This window comes from Chondromyces crocatus (assembly GCF_001189295.1).
Classification (GTDB): Bacteria; Myxococcota_A; Polyangia; order Polyangiales; family Polyangiaceae; genus Chondromyces; species Chondromyces crocatus.
In genome coordinates this window covers 4,587,946-4,607,415 of record NZ_CP012159.1, presented here as the reverse complement: position 1 = coordinate 4,607,415, position 19,470 = coordinate 4,587,946, and the positions used below count along the sequence as shown (strand labels likewise).

Sequence of the window (19,470 nt, the reverse complement as noted above, 5' to 3'; positions counted from 1 at the left end):
AGCGGATCAGTCGGTGGCGCTGGGGGCGACGGTGGTCTCGGGGGCAGCGCGAGCGATGGTGTCGATCTGATCGAGGACGCCCTGGCGGCGCTCGGCATCGCTGCGGCGGATGCTGTCCTGGTGGGAGCCGACGATGGCGTCGCGGGCGCTGTCGAGGGGGTTCTGGTAGGCGGCGAAGCGCTCGGTGATCTCGGCCTGGATGGCGTTGTAGTTGTCGCGGAGTACCTTCGCGGCGGCGGGGCGGGCGATCTCCACGACGCCAGCGGCCAGCTCTTCGCCGAAGAGTTCGAGGATGCGCTGCTTGACCCCGGGGCCGACGTCGCTCTTCTGGTCGACGAAGACCTGGCAGCGCTGGCGGACGCGGGTGACGAGCTGGGCGTAGAGCTGGGCGCGGACGTTCTTCTTGAGTTCGTCGACGGCGTCCTTGCCGATGGAGGCGAGGTCCTGGGTCTGGGCGACGAGGCTCTCGTGGAGGGCCTCGACGAAGCGGCCCTGGACGCGGGCGTCCTGGCTTCTGGCCCAGGTGACGACCTCACCGACGAGGGCGACGTAGTCCTGCCCCAGCTCGGCGGTCCTGCGGCGAAGGGCCGTGAGGACGTGCTTGGACCAGACGATGGCGATGGGCTCCTCGAAGCGCAGGGCGAGGGCATTGGGGAGGTCGAGGTGGACGCCCTTGTTGTTGAGGTGGGCGCCGCCGCGGCGGACGGTGGCGCGGAGGGTGGCCCAGTGGAGCTTCTTGAGGCGGCCGAGGTAACGGGCGATGTCCTCCTTGGCCTGGAGGCTGGCGGCGTTCACCTGGGCGTCGATCTGGGCAGGGAGGCTCTCGCGGAGGAACTCGCGAAAGGCGCCCTGACGGGCGTCGAGTTCGCGTTGCTTGGGGGCGAGAAAGGTCTCCAGCTCCTCGCGGAGCTGCTGAGCCTCCCGCTCAGCGCGGGCGTCCAGTTCCCACTCGGCGCGCACGAGGTCGAGGGAGGCGCGGACGCGGCGCTGGAAGTCGGCTCGGGCGGCAGCGAGCTGGGCATCACGGCGGGCGCGGTGGTCGGTGGCGAAGGTGCGGAGGGCGAAGAGCAGCTCGGGGACGCGGGACTCCTCGGCGCTCTTGATGCGGGGGCGCTCTTCGTCGTCCTGGAGGTGCCACAGGCGGTACTGGGGGGCGGAGACGGCGTGGATCTGGACGGTGTCGAGGACGCGCGCGAGGGCGGCCTGGCGCTCGTCACGGGTGGCGTCGGGGCCCTCGGAGGAAAGCTTCTCCAGCTCCTGGCGGAGCTGGGCGCGGGCGACGTCGACGGCGCGGGCGTGGACGTCGCGCCAGTGTTCGCCCCACTTGCGCGCGCTGCCGGGCTTGAGGAGCTTCTCGTCTTGCCAGGCGGCGTCGGCGGACTGGTCGACCTTGACCATGACGACGGCGAGGGACACGGGCTCGGCCTCGGCGTCGTCGCTGTCGTGAAGGAGGCGGTTGAGAAAGCCGGTGGAGCGGAGGAGGTCGGCGCTCGCTTCGGTGACGCCCGCGCGATCGACGACGAGGACGATGGCGCGCGCGCGGTCGCGGATCCACTCGGCGGTGACGTTGCGGTACTCGTCGTTGGCGACGCCGACGCCAGGGAGATCGACGAAGGTCAGGCCTTCGCGGAGGGCGTCGGCGGTCCAGCCGACTTCGAGCCTTTTGATCAAGGGGGCGAGGAAGCCGGAGGCGTGCTCGCGGAGGTCACGCAGGAAGGTCTCGAGGTCGCCGTCGGCGCGTTGCTCACGGTGGGCACCGTTCCGCAGCGGCAGCTTGATGCACTCGCGGAGCCACTCGATGCGGCCGCGCTCCTCGGGGGTGAGGGGGCGGCCGTTCCAGCGGAGCGGGAGGCCGAGGACGGTGCGGAGCGCGTCGAGGAGGAAGGGCGCGTCGATCTCGCCTTGCTGTTCGCCCTGGATGAGGAGGCGGACCTGGCGTTCGTAGGCGTCGATCTTGTCACGGGCGCCTTCGGTGGGGTCGTCCGGGGAAGAGACGGGGACGGCAGCTTCGGCTTCGCGTCGCTCTTCCTCGTCGAGGGCGGCGGCGACGGCCTCGGTGGCGGCGGGATCGAGGGCGCGTCGGGTGGCGATCTCGTGGGCGCGTTCGATGGCGAAGAGGATGCGGTTGAGCGCGCTGGCAGGGAGGTACGTGGCGCGGAAGTACGGCGCGTCGGCGTAGCGGACGACGGTGGCCTGCGCGGTCAGGGGGCCGACGCCGCCGTGCGGGAGGAGGTTGTAGCGCTCGGAGACGAGGGCGTTGAGGAGGGTGCTCTTGCCGACGCCGGCTGCGCCGAGGAAGCACGCGGCGACCTCTTCACGGGAAGCATGGGTGAGCTGGGCGAGGCGCTTGCTCTGCTGGTCGAGGGAGGCGAGATGTCCAGGAGCATGGTGCTCCAGGAAGGGGCGGGCTGCGCGGGTGTACCACTCGAGCAAGGTCGATTCGGTGGATCGGGGGGTCATGGTCATGGAAGGTTCCCTGAGGGTAACTGCGGGCTGCGCGGGCGCAGCGCGCGGGTTCGGTCGAGCATGTGCATGGAGTCAACGGCGAGCAGGAGCGTCGTCGCGGGATATAACCATCGTTTCCGGCGTTGTCCTGCTCCCACAGGCATGCACCCGTCGAAGGTGTCAGTCCACGGAATGTTTGCCACCTCGGCCGGCGTTCCCTGTCGGAACCATGCTGAGCTTCCGCGTCTTCGCCTCGATGTGCCATCAGCTCGCGCCACTCTCGCTGGTGGTCCTGCTTTCGTTGAACGGGTGCAGTGACGCCGAGGCGCCTCCAGCGGCCCGTCCCGCCGGCTCCGCTGGGACGGCGGTCGGCCCGGCAGCGTCGGGGGAAGCGCACGCGGGGGAGCTGGTCGCCGGCAGCGTGAGCGCGCGCCCGCCCGAGGGCGCCGGAGCAGGAGGGCTCCCGGCAGGTCCGGGCGACGCAGGCGCGGAGGATGCAAGCACGGGAGATGCCGCGGCGGCGAAGGCGGGCGGGCTGGGAGGGTTCTCCGAGCTGGTGAGCACGCTGTCGGAGCCGAACGGGGAGTTCTTCTCCGACAACCTGATCTCGAACGAGACGTCGTACCTGCAGATCGCCAGCGCGCTCGCGGCCCGGCCTGCGGGTGGGGTCTACCTGGGGGTGGGGCCCGAGCAGAACTTCACGTACATCGCGCTTTCGCGACCGAGTGCGGCGTTCCTGGTCGACATCCGGCGGGACAACCTGGTCCACCACCTTTATTACAAAGCGCTCTTCGTCGAAGCGGAGAGCCGGGCGCACTTCCTGGCCTTGCTGCTGGGTCGGCCCTGGGAGGCCGACGGAGACCCGGGCTCCGAGGGGGACATCGAGGCGGTGATCCGGCACGCGGAGCGGAGGGCGTCGGACGAGGCGACGGTGACCGCCACGCTGGAGCGCGCGCAGCGCCGGGTGGAGCAGGCGTGGGGGGTGGCGCTGAACGCGGCGGATCGGAAGTCGATGGAGCTGATGGCGCGCCGGTTCCAGGAGCGTCAGCTCGGCTTGCGGTTCGAGCTGCACGAGTCCTCGGGGCGTCGCTACCCGTCGCTCCGCGAGCTTCTGGTGCAGCAGGATCCAGGCGGTGTGCGGCGCAGCTTCCTGGCAAACGAGGCGTCGTTCCGCTTCGTGCAGCAGATGCAGCGAGAGCACCGGATCGTGCCGGTGGTGGGCGATTTCGCAGGAGACCGGGCCATGCCGGCCATCGCGACGCTCCTGCGGGAGAAGGGGATGGAGGTGTCGGTGTTCTACGTGTCCAACGTGGAGCAGTACCTGCTGGAGCCGAAGGTGTGGTCTCGGTGGCTGCGGAACGTGGCCGCGCTGCCGGTCCGCGAGGACGGGGTGCTGGTGCGGGCGTACCTGGACCAGGGGCGGCGGCACCCGCGACAGATGCAGGGGCACAGGACGGCGACGGTCTCGCAGCGGTTCGCCGATTTCACGGCGCGGCAGGAGAAAAAGCCGCCCCGCAGCTTCTGGGAGGTGGTCACCGAGGGAGCGCCCTAGCGGCGTTGATCCCTGCGGCGCCCCATGGTTCGCTGCCGCGCGAGGTGGATCGATGCTGCGGGTGAGCGACGTGATGACGAACAGCGTGGTGACCCTCTCGCCAGAGATGACGCTGGCGGAGGCGGCGAACACGCTGTCCACCATCGGGGTGAGCGGGGCGCCGGTGTGTGACGATGCGGAGCGCGTCGTGGGGGTGTTCTCGCAGAGCGATGTCGTGAAGCTGGATGGGCCCGCGCCCGAGGGGTCGCTGGTGCGGCACCTGATGACGGCCAAGGTGATCTCGGTCGGGGTCGACGAGAGCCTGGAGGTGGCGATCGCATCGCTGGCAGCGAACGGGGTACACCGGCTGATGGTCCTGGATGGCCAGGGTCAGCTCGCGGGCATCATCACACCGATGGATGTGGTGAAGGCGATCGCGAAGGGTCGGCTGGTGGTGCGCGCGCCGGGGTGAGCCGCTGGGCTCAGGCGTCGGGCAGGGTCGAAGCGCCACCGTCGGACGCGTCTGCAGTCGCCACGGAGACCCGGAGGGCGCCGATTCCTGGCGCCCGGTCGCCCTCGCCCATGATCTCGATCACGAGCTCGTCGCCATCGACGAGGGGGCCGACGCCTTCGGGCGTCCCGGTGGCGAGGATGTCGCCAGGTTCGAGGGTCATGACGCGGCTCATGGCGGCGATGAGGGCGGGGACGCCCCAGATCATCTGGGAGGTGGGGCCGTCCTGGCGGAGCTTGCCGTTGACCGTGGCGCGGATGCGGAGCTGCGCCGGGTCGAGCGCCGTCTCGATCCAGGGACCGACGGGGCAGAAGGTGTCGAAGCCCTTGCCGCGGGTGAACTGGACGTCCTTGCGCTGGAGGTCGCGGGCGGTGATGTCGCCGAGGCAGGTGTAGCCGAAGACGTGGGCGAGGGCGTCCTCGGGGGAGACGTTGCGGCAACGCCGGCCGATGACGACGCCCAGCTCGGCCTCGTGTTCGACGCGCTGGCTGTCAGGAGGCAGGACGATGGTCTGGAGGGGACCGAGGAGGGAGGAGGGCGGCTTGAGGAAGAGCAACGGCTCCTTGGGGATGTCGTTGCCCAGCTCGCGGGCGTGGGCGGCGTAGTTGCGGCCGACGCAGAGGATCTTGGTGGGCTCGACGGGGCAGGCGAGGTCGAGGTCCACCCAGGCGACGGACTCGCCGGTCGTGGTCCCGCCGAGCCAGGGGGCGCGATCGAGGACGAGCGCGGCGGCGCCTTCGAGGCGGGCGTAGAAGGGCGGTCGATCCTGATCGGGTGGGGCGAGACGGGCGAAGCGCATGCGGGTCAGGGAAGTGTGACTCCGCGGCGGCGGCAAGCACGGCCGCGTGAGGGGTCAGCTTCCGCAGGAGCTGCCGCAGACGCTGGTGTAGCAGGCGTGGTAGGGGGCGAACTCCGGAGCGTCCTCGGCATAGATCTGATCGCAGATGTCTTTGCAGTCCGGATCGGAGGCGAGGCAGTCGTTGTAACAGACGATGTACGCGCGGCAGGCGGAGCTGTCCTGGCAAGCGTCGCTCTCGGCGGCACACGGGCCGTCGCCAGCGCACTGGGCGCAGATGGAGCACGCAGGGATGACGCTGCAGTCCGGGGCGCTGGAGCCGCCCTCCCCTGCCCCGCCGGAGGCACCGGCGCCGCCTTCACCGCCTCCGGTCGGAGCCGCTGCGCCTTGACCCGCGTTGCCGCTTCCTCCCTCGCCCCCCGTGCTGGGTCCAGGGTCCGGGTCGCTCGAACAGGCGCTCGGCGCCGCCGCCATGATTCCCGCGAGCACGACGAGGCCCCACCGCTTCCCGATGATCATGGGGTAGGTCGTATCACGGGGGCGTGACGGGCTCACGGCGCATGGCTTCGAGGAAGATGCGCTCCAGCTCCTCGGCGTGGTGGTCCCAGGAGTAGCGCTCGCGCACGAGCGCAGCGCCTCCGTCGCCGACCTTCTTCGCGAGCGCGGGATCGTCGAGCAGCCTCCGGAGCTGGGCGCTCAGGGCGCGGGCGTCTTCCGCCGGGTAGAGCAGGACGTGCTCTTCGGGCTGGAACAGGGCGCGAAGTCGGGGGATGTCGATGGTGACGGTCGGGCGCCCCAGGGCCATGTACTCGAGGACCTTGATGGGATCGCGGTTCATCCCGTGGACGCGAAACAAGGGGTGGCGGGCGGGGGCATAGGGGGCCACACACACGTCGGCCGCAGCGAGGTAGGCGCCGATGTCGGCGTGAGGGACGCGGCCGGTCGAGACGACGCGGGCGCGGGTGGCGCTGCGGGCGAGGCGCTCGATGCGGGCGCGGTCGGGGCCGTCACCGACGAGGGCGATGACGAGGGGCGGGCCGTCCCAGTGCCGCGCGACCTCGACGAGGGCGTCGACGCCATGCCAGCGGTGGAAGCTGCCGGTGTAGAGGGCGATCCGTTCGCCGGCAGGGGCGAGGCGCTGGCGGACGGCGGCGGCGCCTTCGGGGGAGAGGCCAGCGACGTCGACGCCCCAGTGGACGAGGCGGACCTTCGGGCGGTAGCGGGCGGGGATGAACTCGTCGGAGGTGGCGACGATGCGCTCGGCGAAGTGGAACGAGAGGGGGCTCGCGTCGCGATCGAGGGTCATCAGAACGCTGGGGATGCCGAGGGCGCGGCCGAAGGCGATGCCGAGGCCGAAGGCGGAGTAGCGCTCGTAGACGACGTCAGGTGCGAAGCGGCGGACGGCTGCGAGGGCGCGTGCGAAGTAGTAGGCGGGGACGAGGTGCTTGTAGACGGGGAAGAGGTCGGTCCCGAGGGGGAGCACGCCCGGCTCGGTGGAGCCGGTGCGCGCAAGGAGGAGGACCTCGTGGCCCCGTCGCTGGAGGGCGCGGTGGACCTGGGTGACGTGGGTCGAGCCGCCGTGGGTGCCAGGGACGGGGATGTTCGGGGCGAGGTAGAGGACGCGCACGCGGGCTAGTCCTGCGGTGACGGCTGCGGGAGCGGGCCGGAGAGCGCGCTCTGCTGCTGGCGCGCCTTCCAGCGCTGGACCAGGACGAGGGACGAGGGAAGCGCCAGGAGGGCGGCGAAGAGGCAAACCGCTTCGCCCGTGGCCGCAGCGAGGCCGAAGCTCTTGATGCCGCGGTTGATGGACCACATGAGGACGATGTAGCCGATGCAGGTGGTGAGGGCGCAGGCGACGATGGCGCCGCCGGTCTCGACGATCACCCGGTCGATGCGCTGGCCGTCCTCCGAGCGGTAGCGCTGCATCATGTTGTGCGCGTACTCGGCGCCGATGCCGATGGTGATGGGTACGGCCATGAAGTTCAGGAAGTTGAGCTTGATGCCGCGGAGGTAAAGGAAAGCGAACAGGAGGCTCACGCCGAGATACCAGGGCAAGAAGACGCCGAGGGCCTGTCGGTAGTGGCCGCGGAAGGCGATGAGGATGATGAGGATGGCGCCGGCGGCGGCCACGGCGGTGGCCTTGGGGACGTCGTCGATGATGGCCTGGATCATGTCGGCGTAGATGACGGCGCGGCCGGAGCCCTTGATCACCTCGCCGGTGGGCAGCTCGGTGTAGCGGAAGCTGTCGGCCCAGCGGATGAGGTACTTCGCGTCCCACACGCTGAAGCCGCTCTTGGGGACGATGTAGACGATGCGGCCGCGGGTGCCGTCACGCTCGGTGAAGCTGCGCGCGACCTGCTCGGGGAGATCGTCGATGCCGATGGGCTCGAGCTTTCCCTTCGGCAAGACGGGCTCGATGTCGGCCCAGTCCTTGTCGGCGATGAAGCCTCGGTTGCGCGCCCTGCGGACGAGCCTTTCCATCTCCTCGATGAGCGGAATCTTCTCGACCTGCTGCGTGGGGAGGAGCGAGTAGATCGTCACCACCCGCTCGAAGGGCTTCAGATCGGCGGGCGCGGCGTCGTACCGCTCCTGCAGCTTGGCTTCGAGCATCGGCACCTGGTCGAGGCGATCGGTCATGATCGCCATGCCGTCCTGCGAGAGGCGCCCGGCGACCTTGCCGACCCGGCCCGAGAGCGCAACCGCAGGCGTCGAGCCGGACTCGCTGCGGATGTTCTTCATGTCGTACTCCATCGGATCGCCCGCGAGGTAGCGGTACGAGAGCCAGGTGGAGCCGATGCCGATGAGCACGGCGATGGCGACGACGGTCTTCGGCGCGGCGTGGGCGAGCCAGGAGAAGACGATGCCGTAGTAGCCGCGAGATCCAGCGCGCGTCTCGCCAGGGGCGAGGGGCTTGAAGGACGGGAGGATGCGCTCGGTCGCGGCGAGGAAGGCGGGCGTGAAGAGGTAGGTCGCGGCCCAGCAGACGATCATCGCGTAGCCGCCGATGATCCCGAAGTGCTTGAAGCCGCGGAAGTCGGTGACCACGAGCGACCCGTACGCGAGCATGCCGGTGCCGGACGAGGCGAGCGTGGGCAGCCAGGTGTCGCGGTGGGCGATGTGGATCGACTCGGTGACGGGAGAGCCGTCGCGGCGCGCTTCGAGGTAGCGCGCCATGTACATGATGCCGTAGTTGATGCCGTTGCCGGCGATGATGCTGACCAGGAAGCCGGTGGAGCTGTTCAGGTAGCCGATGGCGAAGTAGGTGATCCCGAAGGTCCAGACCAGGCCGACGGCGATGCTCCCGCCCATCACCAGCACCGTGCGGATCTTGCGGAAGAAGATGAGCACGCTGGCGAGCACGCCGAGGACGCCGCCGATGCCCACCTCGGACAGGTCGCTGACGATGGCCTCGTACTCCTCGGCGCTGATGACGAGATCGCCGGTGTAGCCGACCTTCATGGTCGGATCGAGCTGGGTGGGGTTCACCTCGGCGACGGCGGCCTCCACCTTCCCGAGGAGCGCCTGCCGCGCGGCGCGCCCTTGCACCGAGGTCCGGACGATGACGGTGATGAACGTCCCGTCCGGGCTCATGTAGTAGCCACCGGGGTACGGATCGCTGGCCGGCTCGCCGGGCTTGCTGGCGGTCGCCGTCGCGGTGGCCGGCGTGCTCTTGTTCGCCTCGGCCGTCTTCTGCTGGAGACGCTCCCGGATGGACGCGGCGGTGATCGGAGGAGGAGGGTCCGAGTCGTCGAGGAGGGTACCGAGCTGCTTCTGGACCTCGTACTCGTAGCGCTCCGTCAGTTCGTCCCGAGCCGACTGGAGATCCTTCACCTCGGCGTAGAGCAGCTTGTTCTCGTCGAAGAATTTCCGGCTCTCGTGGACGCCACGATCGACGAGCGCCACCTCGTCCCGTCCGAACGCTTCGAGGCGTGGGGTGAGGGTGTCGACGAACTTTTCGAGGGCCGCGCGGTTCTTGCCGTCAGCGATCTCTGCCGTGATCGCCAGCGTGGTGATGCCCGGGAGCCGCTGCGAGACGCGGCGCATCTCGATCACGCTGTCCTTGTTGTCCGGGAGCAGCTCCGAGAAATCCGGCTTGAAGCCCAGCTGCGTCGCGAGGAGGCCGGTCGGCAGCATCGACAGCACGGCAATCAGCAGGAACAGCCAGGGGCGGCTCGCCTGCGCGGCGCCCAGCCTTTGCAGGATGCGAGGAGACTTTTTCTCTTCCATGGAGACACAGGCGCGCGGGCGGAGCCGGAGAGGTGTGGCGAGGTGCCCTGGTTCCCCGTGGAAACCAGGGCTCCAGCAAGCCAGGCGCGATCGGAGCACGAGCTTAGTTCGCAGCGACGAGAGGTCGCAACCCGCGAGGGCAAAGCAGCACGAGGGAGGCGCCACCGCGTTTTCGCGGCCTCGTCTGCTGCCTGTGCCGTCAATTCACACCGCGCGAGGTCGCGCCAGCGCCATTCCCTCCACGCGGTCTCCGTGTCACATAGGAGGCGTAACGGCGCCCTCGATGTCCATCCAGCTGCGCGACGTCATCAAGTCTCCGGACGTGGAGGATCCCGTGAACCTCCACGTTCATCGCCCGCTCCAGCTCCTCCTGGCGAGGCCACTGGTGCGCACGCCGATCACGCCGAATCAGGTCACGCTGCTCTCGCTGCTCGCGGGCCTCGGCTCCGCGGCGTGCATCGTGATCGGCACACCCGTGTCGCTGCTCTGTGGCGCGCTCCTCCTGTTCTCGTCGGCCATCCTCGATGGCGTCGACGGCATGATCGCGCGCCTGAAGAAGACGTCCTCCGAGGCAGGCCACGCCATCGACGGCGCCTCGGATTACGCGGTGAACGTCGCCACGACCCTCGCCGCGGTCTACTACCTGGCCGAGCACAGGATGCCGCTCGCGATGGCGGCAGCGCTCGGGCTGCTCGCGCACGTCGCGTGGGCGCACCACCTCATGCTCTACGACTTTCATTGCGCGATGTACCTGCGCTTTCTCACGGGTGGGCGACACAGCGGTGGAGACCGCGCTCGCGCCGCCGAGACCCTGGCGCGCTTGCGGGAGCGCCGAGCTCCGCTCTTCCAGCGGGCGGTGATGACGGTCTTCGTCTGGCAGCTCGGGAACCGTGAGACGCTGATCCGGCGCGTGAACCCGCGCGCCGCGCGCCTCGCCGAGATTCCCGTCACGGGCCCGGTCGCCGATGCCTACGTCGCCGCCCACCGCGCTCCCATGCGCCTCTGGGCCCTCCTCGGCAACGCGCCCCACATGGACCTCATGGCCCTGGCCACTGCGCTGGGCCGCTTCGAAATCTACTTTGTGCTGCGGATCGTGCTCTTCACCGCGCTGGGCGTGGGCGCCGCGCTCTGGGAGCGGCGGGTCACCCGCAGCGACGTCGACCCGGAAGGAGCCCCGGCGTGATCCCCTGGCGTCGCCACCACGAGCACCGGCACCGGCACGAGAAGAACGCGCGGGCCATGATCGCCGGCTCCGTGGGGCTCCCGATCGGTGCGGACGACACCTCCGAGCCCGCGTCGGGGTCCGGGCCGGGAGGTGGCCGCGTCTCGGGGTGGACCCGCGCGCTCACCCGCTTCGGGGTGCTCGGCGTCCTGCTCCTCACCACGCTGCTGTACCTGCCGTCGCTGCGTGGCGGCTTCATGGCGGACGACTGGTTCCACCTCGTCGCGCTCGATCAGCTCAAGGAGATCTTCACCGATCGGTTCAACCTGTTCACGCTCGTGAACAGTGCCGACCAGGTCGTTGCCTTCAAGCATTTCGGCCTGATGCCGTGGTGGACGAGCGAGGAGATGCGGATCGCCTTCTTCCGCCCCATCCCCTCGATCCTGTACTGGGCCGAGCACCAGATCTTCGGAGGCAACGCGGCGATCGCGCACCTCGTCGGGATCGGGTGGTACGCCTTCTCCGTTTACCTGGTCTCCCGTGTCCTCGCGCGCTTCCTGAAGCCGGGCTCAGCGGTCCACGTCCTCGCCGTCCTCATCTTCGCGCTCGACGACGCCCACGCGCTGAACATCGCCTGGATCGCCAACCGCAACGAGACCATCGGCGGCTCGCTGGTGCTCCTCTCGCTCCTGTCGTGGCTGCGCTACCGCGAGGGGCGGGGCCGCCACCACCTGCCGCTCGTCGTCCTGTCATACGTGGGCGCGCTGCTCTCCAAGGAGTCGGCCCTGATCCTCCCGGTCTTCGTGGTGGCCCAGGCCGTGGTGTTCCCGGAGCGCGAGGGCCAGCCGCTGTGGAACCGCCTGCGCCCTCACCTGTGGCCCTTCGCGACGCTCGCGGCGGTGACCCTCGCCTTCCTCGCGCTCTACTTCGGCTTCGGGCACGGCGCGAACTCCGTCTATTACATCAACCCGCTCCACAACCCGGGCCTGTGGGCCACGCAGTTCTTCCGCTCCGGGTTCTACCACGCGGTGATCCTCGCGACCGGCGTGCCCTTGCACGTGCTCTCCAGCACGCCGGTCCACGACTACCCGCTGGCCGCAGCGGCGCTCGGTGCGGTGACGCTCGCCTTCTGGCTGCTCGCCTTCCGGTGGCTCCGGAACGACCAGCCGCTGCGCTTCTTCCTGATCACGATGATCGCGGGGCAAGCCATCGTGACCACGAGCTTCCCGGATCCTCGCAACCTGTTCCTCCCCTCGATCGGCTTCGCCTACATGGCCGCACGCGTGATGGAGGAGGCCCTCCGTCGAATCCACGGCGCGATCCCCGTCTCCACGCGCGAGGCCCGGGGAGCGCGCTGGTCGCTCGCGATCATGGCGGGCTTGCACCTCGTGCTCGCGCCCGTGCTCTGCCAGGCCTGCGTCTTCATCGTGAACAGCTTCGAGGGGCGCTACCGGACCTTGAAGGAGTCTCTTCAGGCGGAGGTCGACTACACGCGCCTGCCGGAGAGCGGTCTCGAGGTGTTCTTCCTCAACTGGCACCAGCGGGAGATGACCGCCGTCTACGGCCTGTACCTCCGCCGGGAGCTGCCCACGGGCGTGGACGACTACACCCGCTGGACCGAGAACGACCAGCTCTCCTACGTCGAGACCCTGTACCAGGGCCTCGGCGCCGAGCGCATCCACTACTACTCCCTGTCGTTCGTTCACGGCGACGTGGACGCGACCGTGGTGAGCGACCGAGAGATCGAGCTCCAGCCCAGGGAAGGGCACTTCTTCCCGACGCTCTTCGAGCAGCTCTACACGACCGGTGACCCGTTCGAGGTCGGCCAGACCTTCGATACGGGGCGCTTCAAGGCGACCGTCCTGGAGGTCGACGAGGACAACCACGTGCACCGGGTCCGGTTCACTTTCCCGGAGCCCCTCACCTCCCCTCGCTACCGCTTCCTGGTCTACGACGGCACGCGTTTCGTGCAGGCGCAGCTCACTCCCTCTGCCCAGGCTTCGCGCTGAAGACCCGAGGTACCGAAGAGCTTGCCCACGCGTGGGGACAGCCTCTCTGGAGCGCCGTCACACGGGAGGACAGCCCGCTTGTACCGCCCTCACACGCTCATGCACACGGCCGGGACTTCGCCCGCTTCTCGACGCAACGACGTCAGGCCCGAAGCGGCGAGACATGCCCGATTTTCCGAGTGGATCGCGGGGTGAAGGGGCCCCGACGAGCTTTGCTCGGCGGGGCGGCTGGGTCGCGTGCCCCTGCCGTGTGAATCAAGGTGCCGACAGGTCCTGAGCGCTCTGGAACCCGTCTTCCTGGTAGGGCTGCTTCGCGCGGGCCCATGCAGGAGCCGGGACCACGAGCGAGTCCCGCTCGGCGCCCGGCTGCGACGACGGCTCGGCCCCGAGGGCGTCGCCGAAGACCTGGAGCATCGCCTCGGCGCGCTGCAATGCGGCCGGCGTGTCCACGTCGATCCACTGCGCGTCGCCGACGTCGCAGGCGTGGAACAGACCGCGGGCCGACAGCGCCCGGACGCCCTCCGACAGCGAGCAGTCGCCGTTCATGGCGTAGATCCGCTCGAGCTCCGCGCACAGCTCCGGCCCGATGCGGAAGACGCCCGTGTCGATCGCGTTGTAGCTCGGCAGCTCTTTCCCGATGTCACCGATCTGCCCGGCCTCGACCTGCACCTTGGTCGCATCGTCGAGATCGAAGCAGCGCTCGATGTCGTGATCGACGCCCAGCGCCGAGGCGCCCAGCGGCAGATCCATCGAGCGCAGGCAGCGCACGATCTCCGGGGAGTAGAGATGATCGGCCATCGTCAGCAGCGTCCCCTCGACCACATGCGCGCTCGCCGCGAGCAGGGAGACGCCGTTCCGGAGCAGGAAGCGATCGTTCTGCACGAAGGTGAACGCGAGCCGCAGCGATGGCTCTTCCAGCAGCGCGCGCTTGATCAGCTCGCCCTGGTGCCCCACGACGATGACCGCCTCCCGGATCCCCTCGTCCTGCAGCGTGCGCAGGATTCGAACCAGCAGCGGCACGCCAGCTACTGACTTGAGGGGCTTCGGCAACACCTCTCCGCTGACGAGACGCGATCCAGTGCCAGCCGCGAGCACGATGGCCCGCTCGAGCGAGTAGCGATTCAACATAAGCGCGTGTCCCTGACGGCTCTCTACGAAGGCCTCACTGCGGACTATCACGCGCTTCGACGGCGCAACAAATCCTTTCCGTCGGCTGGCAACGTGCTCCGTCGCAGCTGCCACCCACGCTACCCAGTGTGGTGAAGTCGCCACATGTCACGACTGTGGTGAAGTCACCACATGTCGTGGTGGGCGGTGGATGATGACCGCAGGAGCGCGCCAGACGCGCGACCTCCAGCGTGCGCAGCGCGAGCGGACGCATGTCCACAGCAGTCCTCCGCGCATGAAAATCGCTGGCGCGCGCTGTGATTCCATGCTGAGCACGTGGTCGCAATGCGCGAGAGATTCCGTGCGTCGCCGGTCCCCCGGCCGGAGAACTCGAGCGCGAAGGAACACACGTGAAGCAGCCGAAGCAGATCAAGAAAGCTGAAGGGAAGCTGGGCATCCTCCTGCCCGGGCTCGGAGCCGTCGCGACCACCACGATCGCCGGTGCTTTGCTCGCTCGGAAGGGGCTCGCCGAACCGATCGGATCACTCACCCAGATGGGCACGATCCGACTCGGAAAGCGCACCGACAACAAGGCCCCCAAGATCAAGGACTTCCTGCCCCTCGCCTCCCTCGACCAGGTCGCCTTCGGCGGCTGGGACATCTTCCCGGACGACGCCTACGAGTCCGCGAAGCACGCCGAGGTGCTCGAGCTCCGCCACATCGATGCGGTCCGTGACGAACTCTCGGCCATCCGCCCCATGCGCGGCGTCTTCTATCCCGAGTACGTGAAGCGTCTCAACGGCACCCACGTGAAGACCGGCGCCACCAAGGCCGACATGGTCGAGCAGGTGCGCGAAGACATCCGCAACTTCATCAAGGAGAACGGCTGCGACCGCGCCGTCGCGGTCTGGTGCGGCTCGACCGAGGTCTACATCGAGCCCACCACCGTGCACCAGTCGGTGGCCGCGTTCGAGGAGGGCCTCGCGAAGAGCGACCCTGCCATCTCCAACTCCCAGATCTACGCCTGGGCGTGCATCAAGGAGGGCGTCCCCTTCGCCAACGGCGCGCCCAACCTCACCGTCGACTTCCCGGCCGCCTGGGATCTCGCCCGCGAACACGGCGTCCCTCTGGCAGGCAAGGACTTCAAGACGGGCCAGACGCTGATGAAGACCGTCATCGCCCCCGGGCTCAAGGCCCGCATGCTCGGCATCGCCGGCTGGTTCTCCACCAACATCCTCGGCAACCGGGACGGCGAGGTGCTCGACGACCCCGACTCGTTCAAGTCCAAGGAGGTCTCCAAGCTGGGCGTGCTCGAGTACATCCTCCAGCCGCACGTCTACAAGGAGCTGTACGGCAAGCTGTTCCACAAGGTGCGCATCGAGTACTACCCGCCGCGCGGCGACGCCAAGGAGGGCTGGGACAACATCGATCTCGTCGGCTGGCTCGGCTATCCGATGCAGATCAAGATCAACTTCCTCTGCCGCGACTCCATCCTCGCCGCCCCGATCGTGCTCGATCTCGCGCTGCTCATGGATCTCGCCCAGCGCGCCGGCTTCAGCGGCACCCAGGAGTGGCTGAGCTTCTACTGGAAGAGCCCGATGACCGCGCCCGACCTGTACCCGGAGCACGATCTGTTCATCCAGTCGATGAAGCTCAAGAACACCATGCGCTGGATGATGGGCGAAGACCTCATCACCCACCTGGGCAACGAGTACTACGACTGATCACGCTGCCCGCTGCGCCGCACAGCACGACGCGCCGGGCGGATCCCGTCGATCCGCGCGGCGCGCTCAGCCCCGAGGCGGCGCGTAGAAGTCCACGATCCGGATCGGATCGGTGAGCTTCATCCGCACCTGCCGCCGCTCCCCGCGCACGTCCCCGCCGATCTGAAAGCTCGTGGGCGGATCCATCTCGATGGTCACGTCGTCGACGAAGTAATCGAAAATGATCTCGGGATCGTCGTACTCGCCGCGCCAGATCCCCGAGAAGTGCCGGACGAACGTGAAGGGGTGAACGGTCGAGATGCGGAGCTGCATCCGGTCCGGTCGGTCCTCGGCATAGGGGAACATCCGGAAGCCGAAGCCATAATAAGGAATCGTCGATAGCGCGACGATCCGCGCCGGCCCCTCGTAGATCACCCCCCCGCGCGGGATGGGCGTGCCCAGGATCGACCCCTTCTCCCCGACGCGATAGGCGTCGCTCCCTTCGTTGATCACCCGGCAGTGAGGCGTCCGGCGCACGATGAATGCTGGAATGGTGCGCGTGACCGCGGCGACGGTATAGGCGATCGGGCCGGGCGCCCAGCGACGCAGCGGACCGCGCGCGAGCGACGCCTTCACCTCGTTGTAATCGCGCAGCATCACCGCATCGATACCGAAGCCACAGAACGGCGACAGCACCCCTTCGGCCTCCACGAGCCGCAGATCACGGCTCCCCGCCTCCGCACGCAGACGCTGCAGATCGACCGCGAGCCCTCGCCCCGCAGGCGCGTTCGACGCCCCGAGCACCCAGGCCAGCGAGTTCCCCGTCCCCAGCCTCAGCAGACCGAACCGTGGCAGCGGCGCACCACGACGCCGCGCCTCGTTCACCACCGAGGTGACCACCACCGTGAACGTCCCGTCACCGCCCCCCGTCAGGATCGTGCCGTAGCCCCGGTCCACCAGGGTCCGGGCAATGCGCTCGCTGTCCTCCACCCGCCTGGACACGAACAGATCGCCGCTATCGAGGATCTGATCGAGCGTCTCGATGACCTCGTCGGTCACGCTCTTCGCATTGCCGTTCACCACCACGGCGATCCGGTCGCGCGTCGTGCCCACGGACAGCCCGGAAGCCCCCGCACGCCCTGAAGAAGCCGAGCTCGGCCCGACCGACGCCGGCGCAGCCGACGCCGCCACCTGACGCGACGCATCACCATTCGGCGCCTCGGAGGCAATCGGCTCCTGAGGCTCGGATACCGCGGGATCTCGGTGCATCGGGCACATCTATCACGGACCCCACGGACCACGGACCCGCCATGGCCAAAGCGCGTCGTATGCGTATCGCACGGCGCAGGCCCCCTGCCTGCGAAGCAGAAATCTTGCGCCGAGGGCGAGGCCGTGCGTTTGGATTTCGAAGCCACTTCGGGTCATGCTTGGCGTGAGAAAATGGTCACGGAGTTCTCAATGGAGTGGACGGACGTGACGAGATTTTGGTAAGGCCAGCGCCGGGCACGATTTTTCGGGGCTTGACAGCCGCGCGGGGATTCACTCGCTGGACACAGCTTGAGCTTGCGCTTTCGGGCTCGCGCTAGGGTGCGGGCCCGGGGGCTACGGGGACGCAGCACATGGCGAAAACGACGAAGAGCAGCTCCGAGAAGGGGACCGCGAAAAAGGCGGGCAAGGGGAGTGCGGAATCCCAGGGCAAGAACGCCGATGGGGCCGCCAAGGACGACAGCAAGGGCTCGTCGAAGCGCAAGCTGGGGCTGCGGGGGGCTGCACCGTGGGCAGCGCGTCACGCGGCCAAGCATGCGGCCGAGGCGCGGGCTCGTGCGGCTGAGCCGGCTCCCCCAGGCAGCGCGCGGGCGACCATTCGCGTGCCGGCCGGCGCCGAGGAGATCAAGGCCAAGGTCGCCGAGCTGCACAACCAGCTCCAGAAAATCCGCACCCTGCGGAAGAAGCTGGACAAGGGCTTCTTCGACATCGGCCTCGTCCTGCTGGACATCCAGCAGCAGGACCTCTTCCAGGCGAAGGGGTACGGCTCCTTCGAGGCGTTCCTCGAGCGGGAGATCGACCTGGGCAAGCAGAACTCGCTCATGCTGATCAAGGTCGTGCAGATCTTCCAGCGCGAAGCGGCGCTCGATTTCGGCATGGACAAGGTGCTCGTCGCCCTGACGGCCCTGGAGGGCGATGTCGTCCCGCAGCCAGCCCCCTCGGCGCCTGGCTCCCGGCCGCCCCTCCCCCTCAAGCCGCCGATGCGCGTCGTCGGCTGACGTCTCACCTCCTCGACTCCTTCTGCCCAGCTCTCGTGATCCCCTCGGCCTCCCGGCCGAGGAGGGCCGTCCTCCCACTGATCAGCTCATCCCCTGCTGAGGCCGCTTCTACCGCAGGGTAGCGACCATCGGGAGCGTGGGGGCCTGCGGCCCCTGCTTCAAATTCCGTCGCCGTGGGTGCGCGGGGGGCGGGAGGGGCTGGGGCGAGGCAAGGGAGTGCTCACGTAGCGGGGGAACAGCACGCGAACGCAGGTCCCGGTCGGGGAGGCTTCGACGGACACACGTCCACCGTGCTGGTCCACGATCTTCTGCACGATGGCCAGCCCCAGGCCGGTCCCCCCGGGCTTCGTCGTGAAGAACGGATCGAAGATCTCGGGCAGCACCCCTGCCGCGATCCCCGTCCCCGTATCGCCGATCGACAACCATACATCCTGGGCATCTCCGCCCGTCGCGGCCCGGATCCCGCCGCCTTCGGGCATCGCGTCCAGCGCGTTCATCACCAGGTTCAGGACCACCTGCTTCAGCTTCTCCACGTCGCCCAGCGACCAGCAGTCCCCATCGAGCGCCCGCGTCACCTCCACCCCCACCCGCGCGAACGCCTCGGCTTCCAGCTCCATCACCTCGGCCACCACCCGCGACAGATCCACGGGCTCACGCAGCGGCGCCCTCGGCCGCGCGAGCTCCAGGAATTCGCTCAGCAGACGCCCCAGCCGTGCGATCTCCGACTCCACGATCTCGACCCGTCGCTTCATGGGCCCGCGCGCCCCCTCGTCGGCCATCCGATCGATGGAACGGGACAGCAGGTGCAGCTCCAGCACCGCCGCGTTCAGCGGATTCCTGATCTCGTGGGCGAGCCCCAGCGCCAGGGGTGCCATGGCGTTCAGCGCTTCCATGTCCGCCGCGCGCCGCTCCTGCGCGCGCCGCTCCGTCACATCCAGACCGATCCCGTAGATCAGCTCCGCCTTCTTTCCGGGTGCCCCCCGCACCCCTGACAGATGCCACCGCACCCGCCGGATGGCCCCCGCGGCGTCGCGCAACCCCACCTCCACCTCGGGGGCCACTGCGTTCTCCAGCGCCTTCTGGAAAGCATGCCCGAACCGCCGCCGATCCGACTCCTCGCTCAGTGACTCCGTGAACACCGCGCCGAGCACCAGCATCGCCGATGGCCCGGCCAGTGCGGAGAGGCTCGGGTTCATCAGCGTGATCCGCCCCTCTGCGTTCAGCCCCAGGATCAGCACCCCTGCGGCCTCGATCAGCGCCCGGTAGCGACGCTCCAGCGCCTCGCGCTCCCGCTTCAGCGTCACCTTCGCGATCGCCTGAGCGAGCGTCGAGATCAGCTCCTCCGGGCGAAACGACTTCAGCACGAAGGCGAAGGCCCCCTCACGGAGCGCCCCGATCGCCATGTCCACCGTCGCGAACCCCGTCACCAGCACCACCTCACCCTGAGGAGATGCCTCCAGCAGCGGCCGGATGAGCTCGACGCCGTTGCCGTCGGGCAGCTTGATGTCCACCACCGCGACCTCGAACCCCTCGCGCCGGGCCAACGCGAGCCCTTTTTTCCCGTTGCACGCGAGCACCACCTCCACATCGAGCTCGGGAGCCCCTTCCAGGATGTCGCGCAGATTCGCCGCCAGGGTCGTGTTGTCGTCGATGATCAGAATGCGGGCAGGCACCACTCCTCCAGACGCCGGGACAGCTTTCATGATAAGAGCGCG

General features: G+C 68.8%; 14 protein-coding genes. 6 read left to right on the top strand and 8 right to left on the bottom strand.

Annotation, left to right across the window (positions count from 1 at the left end; all coding sequences use genetic code 11):
• Nucleotides 1-6: 6 nt before the first annotated feature.
• A complete protein-coding gene (locus CMC5_RS17025; RefSeq protein ID WP_218920277.1) occupies nucleotides 7-2,460 on the bottom strand; it encodes a dynamin family protein in 2,454 nt (817 codons plus the stop codon).
• 214 nt (nucleotides 2,461-2,674) lie between these two features.
• Here CMC5_RS17025 and CMC5_RS17020 point away from each other — a divergent pair, with 214 nt between their 5' ends.
• Both CMC5_RS17020 and CMC5_RS17015 read left to right on the top strand, forming a co-directional pair.
• Nucleotides 2,675-3,997 (top strand): LIC_10091 family protein, encoded by a 1,323-nt coding sequence (locus CMC5_RS17020; protein ID WP_050431426.1) that lies wholly within the window; start codon nucleotides 2,675-2,677, stop codon nucleotides 3,995-3,997.
• 52 nt (nucleotides 3,998-4,049) lie between these two features.
• Nucleotides 4,050-4,448 carry a CBS domain-containing protein gene (locus CMC5_RS17015; protein WP_050431425.1) on the top strand — a complete coding sequence of 133 codons (399 nt, stop codon included), beginning with the start codon at nucleotides 4,050-4,052 and terminating at the stop codon, nucleotides 4,446-4,448.
• Between the two features lie 10 nt (nucleotides 4,449-4,458).
• Here CMC5_RS17015 and CMC5_RS17010 read toward each other — a convergent pair whose 3' ends face one another.
• Genes CMC5_RS17010 through CMC5_RS16995 form a run of 4 tightly spaced genes read right to left on the bottom strand, consistent with a single transcriptional unit; the run spans nucleotide 4,459 to nucleotide 9,510 of the window.
• Nucleotides 4,459-5,286: a fumarylacetoacetate hydrolase family protein gene (locus CMC5_RS17010; protein ID WP_050431424.1), complete on the bottom strand. Its 828-nt coding sequence runs from the start codon at nucleotides 5,284-5,286 to the stop codon at nucleotides 4,459-4,461.
• Nucleotides 5,287-5,340: 54 nt separating this feature from the next.
• Complete coding sequence (locus tag CMC5_RS17005) at nucleotides 5,341-5,802, bottom strand: hypothetical protein (RefSeq protein WP_050431423.1); 462 nt, start codon at nucleotides 5,800-5,802, stop codon at nucleotides 5,341-5,343.
• Between the two features lie 13 nt (nucleotides 5,803-5,815).
• On the bottom strand, nucleotides 5,816-6,910 hold the full coding sequence (locus CMC5_RS17000; RefSeq protein ID WP_050431422.1) for a glycosyltransferase family 4 protein: 1,095 nt from the start codon (nucleotides 6,908-6,910) through the stop codon (nucleotides 5,816-5,818).
• Nucleotides 6,911-6,915: 5 nt separating this feature from the next.
• Nucleotides 6,916-9,510, bottom strand: a complete 2,595-nt coding sequence (locus tag CMC5_RS16995) for an efflux RND transporter permease subunit (protein WP_050431421.1) — start codon at nucleotides 9,508-9,510, stop codon at nucleotides 6,916-6,918.
• A 283-nt stretch (nucleotides 9,511-9,793) separates the two neighbouring features.
• On the opposite strand from CMC5_RS16995, the gene CMC5_RS45920 reads away from it, so the two are divergent.
• Nucleotides 9,794-10,693, top strand: a complete 900-nt coding sequence (locus tag CMC5_RS45920; protein WP_050431420.1) for a CDP-alcohol phosphatidyltransferase family protein — start codon at nucleotides 9,794-9,796, stop codon at nucleotides 10,691-10,693.
• Nucleotides 10,690-12,681 carry a hypothetical protein gene (locus CMC5_RS16985; RefSeq protein ID WP_050431419.1) on the top strand — a complete coding sequence of 664 codons (1,992 nt, stop codon included), beginning with the start codon at nucleotides 10,690-10,692 and terminating at the stop codon, nucleotides 12,679-12,681. Before CMC5_RS45920 ends, CMC5_RS16985 begins: the two co-directional genes overlap by 4 nt.
• Before the next feature lie 255 nt (nucleotides 12,682-12,936).
• On the opposite strand, the gene CMC5_RS16980 is transcribed toward CMC5_RS16985, so the two are convergent.
• Nucleotides 12,937-13,809 (bottom strand): phosphocholine cytidylyltransferase family protein, encoded by an 873-nt coding sequence (locus CMC5_RS16980; RefSeq protein WP_050431418.1) that lies wholly within the window; start codon nucleotides 13,807-13,809, stop codon nucleotides 12,937-12,939.
• A 389-nt stretch (nucleotides 13,810-14,198) separates the two neighbouring features.
• On the opposite strand from CMC5_RS16980, the gene CMC5_RS16975 reads away from it, so the two are divergent.
• Nucleotides 14,199-15,512, top strand: coding sequence for an inositol-3-phosphate synthase (locus CMC5_RS16975; protein WP_050431417.1), 1,314 nt, complete (start codon nucleotides 14,199-14,201; stop codon nucleotides 15,510-15,512).
• Between the two features lie 66 nt (nucleotides 15,513-15,578).
• Here the strand turns inward: CMC5_RS16975 and CMC5_RS16970 are convergent, their stop codons facing one another.
• Complete coding sequence (locus CMC5_RS16970; RefSeq protein WP_245678475.1) at nucleotides 15,579-16,760, bottom strand: diacylglycerol/lipid kinase family protein; 1,182 nt, start codon at nucleotides 16,758-16,760, stop codon at nucleotides 15,579-15,581.
• Between the two features lie 350 nt (nucleotides 16,761-17,110).
• Here CMC5_RS16970 and CMC5_RS16965 point away from each other — a divergent pair, with 350 nt between their 5' ends.
• Nucleotides 17,111-17,755: a hypothetical protein gene (locus tag CMC5_RS16965; protein ID WP_050431416.1), complete on the top strand. Its 645-nt coding sequence runs from the start codon at nucleotides 17,111-17,113 to the stop codon at nucleotides 17,753-17,755.
• Between the two features lie 158 nt (nucleotides 17,756-17,913).
• Here CMC5_RS16965 and CMC5_RS48525 read toward each other — a convergent pair whose 3' ends face one another.
• On the bottom strand, nucleotides 17,914-19,428 hold the full coding sequence (locus tag CMC5_RS48525; RefSeq protein ID WP_050435935.1) for a hybrid sensor histidine kinase/response regulator: 1,515 nt from the start codon (nucleotides 19,426-19,428) through the stop codon (nucleotides 17,914-17,916).
• Nucleotides 19,429-19,470 lie beyond the last annotated feature (42 nt).